This is a genomic window from Acidovorax sp., from assembly GCF_034519795.1.
GTDB lineage: Bacteria > Pseudomonadota > Gammaproteobacteria > Burkholderiales > Burkholderiaceae_C > Acidovorax.
Map to the genome: position 1 here is coordinate 840,558 of NZ_JAXHOB010000020.1, position 11,444 is coordinate 852,001.

The 11,444-nt window shown below is 68.8% G+C and carries 11 protein-coding genes and 1 riboswitch; of the genes, 2 read left to right on the plus strand and 9 right to left on the minus strand.

Annotation, left to right across the window (positions count from 1 at the left end):
* Positions 1–41 precede the first annotated feature (41 nt).
* Positions 42–165, minus strand: a riboswitch (TPP riboswitch).
* Positions 166–196: 31 nt separating this feature from the next.
* The 7 genes from U5N23_RS25160 to U5N23_RS25190 form a co-directional block, all read right to left on the minus strand.
* Positions 197–370 carry a hypothetical protein gene (locus U5N23_RS25160; protein WP_322595422.1) on the minus strand — a complete coding sequence of 58 codons (174 nt, stop codon included), beginning with the start codon at positions 368–370 and terminating at the stop codon, positions 197–199.
* Between the two features lie 12 nt (positions 371–382).
* Entirely contained in the window at positions 383–1,306 is a 924-nt protein-coding gene (lpxC, locus tag U5N23_RS25165) for a UDP-3-O-acyl-N-acetylglucosamine deacetylase (protein WP_322595423.1), read from the minus strand.
* A gap of 57 nt (positions 1,307–1,363) precedes the next feature.
* Positions 1,364–2,098, minus strand: a complete 735-nt coding sequence (locus U5N23_RS25170; RefSeq protein ID WP_322595424.1) for an anti-sigma factor domain-containing protein — start codon at positions 2,096–2,098, stop codon at positions 1,364–1,366.
* Positions 2,095–2,688 (minus strand): sigma-70 family RNA polymerase sigma factor, encoded by a 594-nt coding sequence (locus U5N23_RS25175; protein WP_322595425.1) that lies wholly within the window; start codon positions 2,686–2,688, stop codon positions 2,095–2,097. Before U5N23_RS25175 ends, U5N23_RS25170 begins: the two co-directional genes overlap by 4 nt.
* Entirely contained in the window at positions 2,685–4,292 is a 1,608-nt protein-coding gene (locus U5N23_RS25180; RefSeq protein ID WP_322595426.1) for a DUF4384 domain-containing protein, read from the minus strand. The genes U5N23_RS25175 and U5N23_RS25180 overlap by 4 nt, the downstream gene beginning before the upstream one ends.
* Positions 4,293–4,383: 91 nt before the next feature.
* Positions 4,384–5,208, minus strand: coding sequence for a hypothetical protein (locus U5N23_RS25185; protein WP_322595427.1), 825 nt, complete (start codon positions 5,206–5,208; stop codon positions 4,384–4,386).
* Between the two features lie 60 nt (positions 5,209–5,268).
* Entirely contained in the window at positions 5,269–5,631 is a 363-nt protein-coding gene (locus U5N23_RS25190) for a hypothetical protein (RefSeq protein WP_322595428.1), read from the minus strand.
* Between the two features lie 297 nt (positions 5,632–5,928).
* Here U5N23_RS25190 and U5N23_RS25195 point away from each other — a divergent pair, with 297 nt between their 5' ends.
* Complete coding sequence (locus U5N23_RS25195; protein ID WP_322595429.1) at positions 5,929–6,624, plus strand: response regulator transcription factor; 696 nt, start codon at positions 5,929–5,931, stop codon at positions 6,622–6,624.
* A 13-nt stretch (positions 6,625–6,637) separates the two neighbouring features.
* Positions 6,638–8,491, plus strand: coding sequence for a hypothetical protein (locus U5N23_RS25200; RefSeq protein WP_322595430.1), 1,854 nt, complete (start codon positions 6,638–6,640; stop codon positions 8,489–8,491).
* A gap of 249 nt (positions 8,492–8,740) precedes the next feature.
* On the opposite strand, the gene ftsZ is transcribed toward U5N23_RS25200, so the two are convergent.
* The gene (gene ftsZ / locus U5N23_RS25205; RefSeq protein ID WP_322595431.1) at positions 8,741–10,000 is read right to left on the minus strand and encodes a cell division protein FtsZ; all 1,260 of its coding nucleotides are present in this window, start codon (positions 9,998–10,000) and stop codon (positions 8,741–8,743) included.
* 154 nt (positions 10,001–10,154) lie between these two features.
* Entirely contained in the window at positions 10,155–11,384 is a 1,230-nt protein-coding gene (gene ftsA / locus U5N23_RS25210; protein ID WP_057200162.1) for a cell division protein FtsA, read from the minus strand.
* Positions 11,385–11,444: the final 60 nt, after the last annotated feature.

The following is an 11,444-nucleotide window of genomic DNA, read 5'->3' on the forward strand; positions in this document are numbered from 1 at the left end:
GCATGTGCGGCACACCCTGCGGGCCAGCAGGGGCGCGCACGGGCATGGAGGTCGGCTCTTCTTCCGCCGGTATGAACCGGATCAAGTTCGTCGGGTTCGCAGGCAGCCTGATTGTTGGTCAGGCCCCATGCATCTCAGCGCTTTCGCACACCCCGGAGCAGGTGCCAGTATATCGATACCGGCCTGCCCCGTGGCTTCATATGCGCCCGATGATCACCACGGCAAAGAAGAACACGGCGGCGATGACGGTCCACTTGAGCACCACCAGCCCCCAGCGCTTGTAGTGCGCCTGTCCGGTGCCCGCGTAGAACGCGAACGATACGGCCGCTGCCAGCAGCAGCGCCATGACGGCCCAGCGAAAGAGCAGCATGAAGGCCCGCGCCTACCAGGCGCGCGCCGGCTGCGCGAAGCCCCGCGGTGCCTGGCGTTCGTCCTCGAAGGTGACCTCTTCCCAGGCATCGGGCTGGGACAGCAGCTCGCGCAGCAGCAGGTTGTTCATCGCGTGGCCCGAGCGGAAGGCGCTGTAGGCCGCCAGCAGGGGCCGGCCGATGATGTACAGATCGCCCATGGCGTCGAGGATCTTGTGCTTGACGAACTCGTCGTCGTAGCGCAGCCCGTCGCTGTTGAGCACCTTGTAGTCGTCCATCACGATGGCGTTGTCCAGCCCGCCGCCCAGGGCCAGGCCGTTGGAGCGCATCATCTCCACGTCGCGCGTGAAACCGAAGGTGCGCGCGCGTGCGATGTCGCGGCTGTAGTTGCCCTCGCCCAGGTCGAACTCCACGCGCTGGCCAGTGGAGTCCACCGCAGGGTGGTCGAAATCGATCTCGAAGCTCAGCTTGTAGCCATGGTAGGGCACGAGGCGCGCCCACTTGGCCTGGGCACCGCTGCCCTCGCGCACCTCCACCGGGCGCTTCACACGGATGAAGCGCTTGGGGGCTTTCTGCAGTTCGATGCCCGCGCTTTGCAAGAGGAAGACGAAGGACGACGACGAGCCGTCGAGGATGGGCACCTCTTCGGCCGTGATGTCCACGTAGAGGTTATCGAGCCCCAGCCCGGCGCACGCCGACATGAGGTGCTCCACGGTGTGCACCTTGGCACTGCCGACCCCGATGGTGGAGGCCAGGCGCGTGTCCGTCACGGCATCGGCACGGATCGGGATGTCCACGGGCTGGGGCAGATCGACCCGGCGAAACACGATGCCGGTGTCGGGCTGCGCAGGCCGCAGGGTCAGCTCGACCCTCTGGCCGCTGTGCAGCCCCACGCCGACGGCGCGGGTCAAGGTCTTGAGGGTGCGTTGCTGGAGCATTCCCGCATTGTAAAAGGGTGGGCCCGTCCCTGCTCGCCGCAAGACCATGGCAAGGCCTTACGGCACCCGCCACAGTTTCCCGCAAAGGCCCCGGTACACATAGGCACTGGAGGGCGTTGTGGGGCTGCTGCCCTCTCGCTCCAGGCTCACCGCCAGCTCCACTGCCTTGGCAAACACGGTTTCGGACGGGGCGCCCAGTTGCAGGTGCACGAACGCCCCTTGCGGCAGCGGCGCCACGGGGCTGGCCTTGCCCGCCGCATCCAGGGACCACAGGTACAGCACCTGGCCGGCCGGCACGGGCACGGCCGCGAGGCGCTTGATGTCTACCGTGTGCCCCTGCCGCAGGCTGGAGACGATGAGCCCTGGGCGTCCATCCGCCAGCCCCAGCACGCCTACATAGCTTTCGGGCAGTTGGGTGGAGGCAGGGGCATCCTGCCCGCCGTGCTGGGCCTGCCAGAGCGACGGCAGCAGCACCCCCACCATCAGGCCCAGCGCCAAGGCGCCCGCCGGGGCTGGCTGCAGCAAGCGTTTCCACCACGGCACCCGCACCCCAGGGGCAGGAAACCCCAGGCGCTGCTCGATGGCGCGCCAGGTGGCGGGTGCCGGCGCCTGGGGTGGCAGGGCCAGCAGCGCGGGCGCCATGCGCTCGTTCCAGCGCGCCACGGCTTCGGCCAGGTCGGGCCGCCGCGCGAGCAGCTTCTCGAAGCGGCGGCGGGCGCCGCCCTGCAGCGTGCCCAGGGCGTACTCGCCTGCCAGCAGGTCCACAAGCCCGGGGTTCTGGTGCCATGTCATGCGCAGGACTCCATGCAGTCGCGCAGGCGCGCCAGGCTGCGGCGCATCCAGGCCTTGACCGTGCCCAGGGGGCGGGCCAGGCGCTGTGCCAGCTCGGCATGGGTGAGCCCTTCGTAGTAGACCAGCAGCAGCGCGCTGCGCGGCTCGCTGTCGATCTGGCCCATGCAGCGCCCCAGGCGCGAGCCATCCTCCTCGGCCAGCAACAGCTCCAGTGGCGAGCCGCCTTCGGCTGCAGCATCGTGCACCTGTTCCTCGCCATCGGCATCGCGCCAGTGCAGCGGCGTTTCGGGACGGCGCTTGCGCAATGCGTCGATGGCGCGGTTGCGCGTGACCACGCACAGCCACGACAGGCTCAGCGCCTGCCCGGTTGCACCGGTCTGCGGCCGGTTCCACAGGTGCACGAAGACCTCCTGCAGCACGTCTTCGGCCAGGGCCCGATCCTGCACCACGCGCACGGCCACCGCCAGCAGGCGGCTGGCCACCAACTGGTACAGGCGCTGGAAGGCCGATGTGTCGCGCAGCACCACGCGCGACAGCAGCTGCGCCACGGCGTCGGGCAGCTCATCGGCGGTCAATGCAGCGGCCGTCATCGTGGCACCGCGAACAGTTGCACAGGCATGCCCGAAGCCTGTGCGAAACCGGCACGGATCTCGTCGAACGTGCCTACGCGGATGTCCTCGAAATCACCCCAGCGCAGCGGCGGCGGCAGGTCGCCATAGACCTCGCTCGGCGCGTGCAGGCAGGCGTATTCGGCCGCGGGGTTGAGCACGAAGCGCTCGTTGCCCGGCAGGCGCTGCGGCTTGCCCGGCACCATGCGTGGATCGCGCGTGAAGCGGTTGGGGAAAATGCGCTGGATGCGCCGCGTCACGGGGTCCTGCGAGTAGCAGTACACATAGCCGGGGCGCAGCACCGCGATGTCCAGGCTGGCGCTGCCGCGCTGCGGTGCCCCCAGCGCCACGGCAAGTGCCGCAACCTCGGGCGCCGCAACGGGTGCAGGCGGTGGCGGGGCCGCCGCTGCGCTGGTGTCGCCGGGCGCTGGTGCTGCGGCGGGCACGGCGGCCAACGCGGCGCCCGATGCGCGCGTGGAGGCATTGCGCGGCAGCGCCTTCAGCGGGCCGCGTGGCACCTTGGCGAGCACGAAGGAGCGAAAGAACCCCTCGTCCAATGCGCCCTGGGCAGGCAGGCCGAGCGCCTGGCGGTAGCTGCGCAGCGCCGTGGCAAAGGCGGCGTCGGCCTGGTCGTCGATGGCGCCGTCGTAGTAGCGCCGCTCGCGCATGCGCTCCTTGTAGAAGGCGATGCGTTCGGCCTCGTCCATGGACAGGAACCAATCGGCCAGCTCGCGCTGCACCTCGGCATCGCTGTCGGTGGTGCCCAGGCACTGCCAGTAGGGCGCGCGCAGCAGCTTGCCCACCAGTTCCACGGCGGCCAGCTCGACCATGTTGCGCGCCGCCTGCGAGGGGCCATCGGCGCGCGAGGTCGAGAACGAGAACACCACGCCGATGCCGGGGTTGACCAGTTGCGCCTGGCCATCGGCCGCGCTGGCGTCGCGGCTGGCCAGCACGGTGGTGTTCTTGGACGACACGCCGGGCAGCAGCGTCATGCTCGCGGTCTCCACCACGGCGGCGTCCAGGCCCAGCACAGAAAACTTGGTCTCGCTGCCGAAGCGCACGCCGAACACCGATTGGGCGAGCGTGGCGCCAAAGGAGCTGCCGTTCTTGAGCACCGATTCGTCGAGCTGGCTCACCGTGCCGCGGATGTTGTAGGCCGGCACCACACCGAAGGCGCTGGTGCGCTGCGCCTGTGCCAGCACCTGGGCCAGATTCTGCTGGTCGCTGCCGAAGACCGACAGGCGCACGCCGCGTGAGCGCCGCGTCATGTCCGACACGGCCGAGGTCAGCATGTCGCGCGCCGAGATGGGCACCTTCTGCGTGGCGTCGCGGAACTCTTCCATCATCATGGTCACGTCGCGCGTGCCCATGTCGAACATCATCTCGTCCATGCAGCGCAGCGCGGGCGTGAAGTTGGTGATGGTGCGCTGCGCCTTGTCCGTGGGGTTGGCCTGGGCACGCACCTCGTTGAGAGCGGCACGGTCGGGTGCACCGGCACAGCCGGCCAGAGCCGCCGCCAGGGCCAGTACAGCGGCCGGAGCAGCTGCACGGCGTGCAAGGTGCACAGGGGAGTGGTTGAAGGTCATGGCAATCTCGGCAAAGGGGATGGGCGTGCACAGGCCAGCCCGCGATGCGCACCCAAGCCGGTGCACGCACAGCGCGGGCCGGTGCGAAAAGTCAGCGGCCTACGGGGCGGGTGTAGGACACGCGCACCCAGCGGTCCTCGTTGCCGGCGGCGTCGGTGTCCAGGTGCCAGTCGTTGCCGGGGCCGGCGTGCTCGCCCTCGGGCTTGGTCGGGCCTTCGGTGGGGCCCTGGCAGCGGTCTTCACCGCGCTTGACCTCCAGGCGCCAGCCAATGCCGTTGACGTTCTGGCACATGGGCCTTTTCTTTTCGATCTTTTCGCAGCCCAGGCTGTCCTGGCTGCGGCCGGTAACGTCGTTGTAGCCATTGGGGCAGCTGACGCCGTTGGCCGGGTTCTTGCCCAGGGTGTAGTGCACGGGGTAGCTCGCGGGCCACAGGTGAACGATCTTCTCGGCCACGAATTTGTCGGCACCGCCGGCGTTGACGACGCGCTGGTAGCGCCCTTCGTCAGGCCCGAGCAGCGCGGCCGGGCCGACGGCAGTCAGGTAGCCCATGATGTCGCCGGGCAGACCCGACTGGCCCTTGAGCTTGGGCGGCCCGGCCACCGGGTTCATGGCCGAAGGCACGCTGATCACGTCGCCCGCCACTGCAGGCAGGCACTTGTCGCTGCCCGCCATCTGGATGGCGACGTAGTTGGGTTTGTTGGCGGGCGGGCAGATCGAGCCGCGCTCGAACACCAGGGTCACGCTGCACTTGAGCACGCCGCCGCTGCGGTTGACCTCGGTGTTGGCCGGGCATTCGGCGCGCTCGGGCACGTTGCCGGTGGCGCGCAGCAGGGAGGCCTTGTCGGCCCAGGCGGAGGTGGAAACGGCGGCACCGGCCAGGGTGAGGCAGGCGATGGCGATGGAAGAGAACTTCATGGTGGTGTCCTTCAGGAAATGGGGGAATGCAATCGGTGAGGGGCCTTGGGTGCGATCGGTTCAGGGCTTGGGCACCACGTGCCATGTGCCACCCATGCCGTCGCCCAGGCGGTCGCCGGCCTTGGCATCGCTGGCGTAGTAGTACAGGGGCTTGCCCTTGAAGCTCCACTGGCGCGCACCACCGGCCTCGATGACGCCGAAGTCGCCCTCGGCCTTGGCACCGGCCTTGGCGGCAAAGGCCGGCCAAGCAGTCAGGCAGCCGCCGCTGCAGTTGCTCTTGCCAGCAGCGTCCTTGTCGAAGGTGTAGACCGTGCGGCCGGCGGCATCGGTGAGCACGCCCTGCTGGAAGACGGGCTGCGCCTGCGCGGTCAGCGTGGCCAGGCCCAGGAGCATTGCGGGTGCGAAGTACTTGAGCTGTTTCATGTTGGTTCCTGTATCTCGGTAGGTCCGGTTGAAGGGCGCCACATGGCGTCCTGCTTGTGGAACGGCGCGGTGCAGCGTTTGGATGCAGGGGGCAGAAAACTTTTTTGCGGTCTCGACCTGCCCCCCTGCCGAGGCCCTGAGGCTCCTGCAGCACCGGGAAAATCGTAGGTTCCGGGCGCTTGGCCCGCACCCCATGAACATGGGAGGAGCGGCGCCGCGAACATGGGATGCCACAGGGCGGGCGGGCGCTAAGATGCAGCGACACCCACCCTGCAGCCCTCCCCCACCCCGCCCTCCATGAGCACACCCCGCTGGCGCGTCGTACTGATCGAGGACGACGCCGAGATGCGCAGATTCTTCGAAGGCTGCGTCACCGCCCACCCCGACCTGGAGCTGGCCGCTTCCTTCGGCATGCTGGCGCCTGCGCGCCGCTGGCTGGATGAGCACCCTGCCGACGTGCTGCTGACCGACCTGGCACTGCCCGATGGCCATGGCCTGGCGCTGCTGCAGCACGTGGTGCGCACGCAGCCGGCGTGCGAGGTGCTGGTGGTGTCGGTCTTCGGCGACGAGGACACCGTGATCGCCTGCGTGGAAGCCGGTGCCGTGGGCTACATCCAGAAGGACTCGACCCCGGCGGACGTGGGCCGGATCATCGTCGGGGTGAAGCACGGCGAATCGCCCATCTCCCCCATGATCGCGCGCAAGCTGCTGGCCCGGCTCCGCCAGCGGGGCGCGCGCGAGGAACCCCAGCCCCATACCGTGGACCCGGCAATGCCCAGCCTGGAACTCACGCCGCGCGAGTCGGACGTGCTGGAGCTGATCGCGCGCGGCTACTCGTACGCCGAGATCGCGCGCCTGCAGGACATCTCCAAGCACACGGTGCAAAGCCACATCAAGAACCTGTACAGCAAGCTGGCCGTGCACTCGCGCGGCGAGGCAGTCTTCGAGGCCAGCCGCATGGGCCTGCTGGACCGCCACCGTCGCGCTCCCTGACAGTTCACCAGCCATGCTGCGCACCCTGGGCCTGCCCGAGTCGTTCATCGGCCATCTGCTGTGCGGGCTGCTCCTTTGGGGCCTGCAGGTTCTGCCGGCGCTGGCGCAGGACGCTGCGCCGCCCCCGGGCGTGCAGGTGCTGCGCGACGCCGAGCTGACGCTGCGCCTGCGCCAGAGCGCCATCCCGACCACGACGGCCCATACCCTTCCGCTGCACTGGGACGTGCTGCACCGGCGCAAGGCGGGTTGGGCCACCGCCACGCTGCGCTTCGACGCCACGGATGCCCAGCGGCTGCAGCCCCAGGCCCTGCTGATCCCCCGGCTGGGCAATGCCTACCGCATCTCGCTCAACGGCATGGAACTGGCCACCGGCGGAGAATTGCTGCGTCCCAACGACGGCTGGAGCGGCCGGCGCCCGCTGTGGATCCGGCTGCCGGGCTCGCTGCTGCAGGCGCACAACGTGCTGGAGATCCACATCCGTGCGGACTATCTGCGGCGCGCCGGCATCTCGCCCGTGCAGTTCGGGCCGGAGGCGGCGCTGCAGGGCAACTGGCACGCGCTGGAATGGCAGCGCGTGACGCTGCCGCGCGCGGTCTCGCTATTCAGCCTGGTGGTGGGCATCTTCTGCCTGCTGCTGTGGTGGCAGCAGCGCCAGGCGCTGTATGCGTTTGCGGCGCTGTGCGAACTGGCATGGGCCTGCCGCGTCACCGCCGCCTGGCTGGAGGAGATCTTTCTGGCCTGGCCCGCCTGGTTCCAGGCCGTGCAGGGCCTGTTCTGGACCGGCTGCCTTGCCACCTACTGGCTCACGCGCACCGTGTGGGGGCCCCGCCCACGGGCAGAGCTGTATGCCGCGTCAGCGATCTTCGTGCTGTGCCCCTTTGCCGTGGCCGGCGGCGCCGACTGGGTGCTGGGCTGGACCGTGGTGCTGGTCCTGGCCTGGGCCGCACTGATCCTGCGCCTGGGCTGGGAATGCCGGCATACCCACGACAGCCCGCGGCTGTGGATGCTGGCGGCCCTGTGCGTCTGCTGGGCGGCCCTGGTGCGCGATATCGCGGGGGCACGCCTGGCGCCTGCGCAGTACATGGATGGCGGCTGGACGCAATGGGCGGCCGCCTTCGCTGGCGTGGCCGTGCTGGCCATCGTGGGGCAACGCTTTCAGCAGGCGCGCAATGCGTTGATCGACCTCACGGCGTCGCTGGAGCAGCGCGTTCTGCAGCGCGAGGAGAAGCTGGCCGAGCAGCACCAGGCGCTGCGCAAGCTCGAGCGCATCAGCGCCAAGTCCGAAGAGCGCGCACGCATCCTGCGCGACATGCACGATGGCGCGGGTGCCCACCTGATCACGGCCATGCGCCAGCTCGAAGGCGGGGTGGCATCGCAGGCCCAGGTGATGCAGACCCTGCGCGAGTCGCTGGACCAGCTGCGCCTGTCGGTGGACGCGATGTCCTTGCCCAACGGCGACGTCAACGCACTGCTGGCCAGCCTGCGCTTCCGCCTGGAGCAGCGCATCCGCGATTCGGGTCTGGAGCTGCTGTGGGACGTGGCGCTGCTGCCCCTGTGGCCCGGCAGCAGCGAGGAGGCCATGCGCCACCTGCAGTACATCGTGTTCGAGGCCATCTCCAACGTGCTGCAGCACGCCCGCGCGCGGCAGCTGGCACTGACCGCCCGCGCCGACGACCAGGCCATCACCATCCACCTGCGCGACGACGGCGTGGGCAGGCAGGATGGCGCCTGCGGCAATGGCCTGCGCACCATGCACGAACGGGCGGGGCTGATCGGCGCGGCGCTGGCGCTGCGCCTGGAAGACAGCGGTGGTACCGCAGTGTGTCTGTCCTTGCCGCTGGATGCACCCGCCCTCGCGGCGGCATGAAGTGCCACACCCCCTGAGTCGCTTCGCGCCTTCACCCCTCTCTCATATTGCTTCGCAATCTGGGAGCGGGACGCCCCCAGCGCGGCGGGGCGGCCCTTGCGCGGGGGCACTGGCCTTGGCGGCGCCAGTTTCATAGACCTCAGGTGGCGCGACGCGCAATGGACAACTGATACCCCTCTGGCACCGCCCATGAAAAAAGGGGCCCAGGGCCCCTTTGGCAGGCGTGGGCCGCAATGGCCCGCCGGACGGTCAGTCCGCCTGCTTGCGCAGGAAGGCCGGGATTTCCAGGTCGTCCATGCCACCCGAGGACAGCGCGTCCACGCGGGCGGCGGCCTGCGTGCGGTTGGTGCGCCACACGCTGGGCACCGACATGCTGCCGTAGTCGGCCTGCGAGCTGCCGCCGCCGCCATGGCCGGTCTGGCCCGAGGGCACGCCCATGGCATTGCCCATCGCACCGGCAACGCCTGCCACGGGGATCTGGTAGGCCATGTTGTCGGTACCGGTGCGCAGCCCACCCTGCACCACCGAGATCGGCTGGCGGCGGGCGTTCTGGCGCGACAGGCCGGTGGCGACCACGGTCACGCGGATTTCATCACCCAGGGTGTCGTCATAGGCAGCACCGAAGATGACATGCGCATCCTTGGACGCGTAGGCGTTGATGGTGTTCATCGCCAGGCGCGACTCGGACAGCTTCAGGCTGCCCTTGCTGGCCGTGACCAGCACCAGCACACCCTTGGCGCCCGACAGGTCGATGCCTTCGAGCAGCGGGCAGGCGATGGCCTGCTCGGCAGCGATGCGGGCGCGGTCTGGGCCGCTGGCCGTGGCCGTGCCCATCATGGCCTTGCCGGGCTCGCCCATCACGGTGCGCACGTCTTCGAAGTCGACGTTCACCTGGCCGTACTCGTTGATGATTTCGGCGATGCCGCCCACGGCGTTCTTGAGCACGTCGTTGGCGTGCGCGAAGGCTTCGTCCTGGGTGATGTCATCGCCCAGCACTTCCAGCAGCTTCTCGTTGAGCACGACGATCAGCGAATCGACGTTGGCTTCGAGTTCGGCCAGGCCGTTGTCGGCGTTGGTCATGCGGCGCCCGCCCTCCCAGTCGAAGGGCTTGGTGACCACGCCCACGGTGAGGATGCCCATTTCCTTGGCGATGCGCGCGATCACCGGTGCCGCGCCCGTGCCCGTGCCGCCGCCCATGCCGGCGGTGATGAACAGCATGTGCGCGCCGTCGATGGCCGCGCGGATGTCCTCGGCTGCGGCTTCGGCTGCGTCACGGCCCTTGTCGGGCTTGCTGCCGGCGCCCAGGCCGCTGGCGCCGAGCTGGATCACGCTGTGCGCGGAGCTGCGCGTGAGGGCCTGCGCATCGGTGTTGGCACAGACGAATTCCACGCCCTGCACACTGCGGGCGATCATGTGTTCGACGGCGTTGCTGCCGCCGCCGCCCACGCCGATCACCTTGATCTGCGTGCCCTGGTTGAATGTTTCGGCTTCGATCATTTCGATGGACATGTTGGAGCTCCTGGTTCTGTCTTCGTACGCAATTGCAAAATGGGGTTCGGTGTTGTCTGGTGGCGCGGGCGGCATGGCGGTCCTGTACATCGCCATCGCCCGCGAGGCATTCGAGGGCCTGCGCGGGCAAAACTGTGGTGGTGGGAGTTCCTCATCAGAAGTTCCCCACGATGAAGTCCTTGAACCGACCGAACGCCGTCTTCATGGAGCCGCTCTTTTGCGCCACCTTGAAGCCGCGCAGGCGTGCCAGGCGCGCCTCTTCGAGCAGGCCCATGACGGTGGAGGCACGGGGCTGGGCCACCATGTCCGACAGGGCGCTCGAATACTTGGGGATGCCGCGGCGCACGGGCTTGAGGAAGATGTCCTCGCCCAGCTCGATCATGCCGGGCATGACGGCGCTGCCGCCCGTGAGCACGATGCCCGAGGACAGCACCTCTTCATAGCCCGACTCGCGGATCACCTGCTGCACCAGCGAGAAGATCTCCTCCACGCGTGGCTCGATCACGCCGGCCAGCGCCTGCTTGCTCAGCATGCGCGGGCTGCGGTCACCGAGGCCCGGCACTTCGACCTGGCTTTCGGGGTCGGCCAGCAACTGCTTGGCGTAGCCGCTCTCGACCTTGATGTCCTCGGCGTCCTTGGTGGGCGTGCGCAGCGCCATGGCGATGTCGCTGGTGATCAGGTCGCCTGCGATCGGGATCACCGCCGTGTGGCGGATGGCACCGCCCGTGAAGATGGCCACGTCCGTGGTGCCCGCGCCGATGTCCACCACCACCACGCCGAGCTCGCGCTCGTCGTCGGTCAGCACGGCCTGGCTCGATGCGAGCGGGTTGAGCAGCAGTTGCTCCACCTCCAGCCCGCAGCGGCGCACGCACTTGATGATGTTCTCGGCCGCGCTCTGGGCACCGGTCACGATGTGGATCTTGGCCTCCAGGCGGATGCCGCTCATGCCGATGGGCTCCTTGACGTCCTGCCCGTCGATCACGAACTCCTGCGGCTCCACCAGCAGCAAGCGCTGGTCGGAGGAGATGTTGATGGCCTTGGCCGTCTCCACCACGCGCGCCACGTCGGCCGAGGTGACTTCCTTGTCCTTCACGGCCACCATGCCGCTGGAATTGAGGCCGCGGATGTGGCTGCCGGTGATGCCGGTGTACACGCGCTGGATCTTGCAGTCGGCCATCAGCTCGGCCTCTTTCAGCGCCTGCTGGATGCTCTGCACCGTGGCGTCGATGTTGACCACCACGCCGCGCTTCAGGCCATTGCTCGGGGCCACGCCCAGGCCTGCGAGCTTGAGCTCGCCATTGGGCAGGACTTCGGCAACCACGGCCATGATCTTCGCCGTGCCGATGTCCAGGCCGACCACCACGTCTTTGTATTCTCTTGCCATATTCAGTCACTGCCCTTCGTTGTTCTGCCCTGCCCGCTGCGCTGTCTGTACCTTGCATGC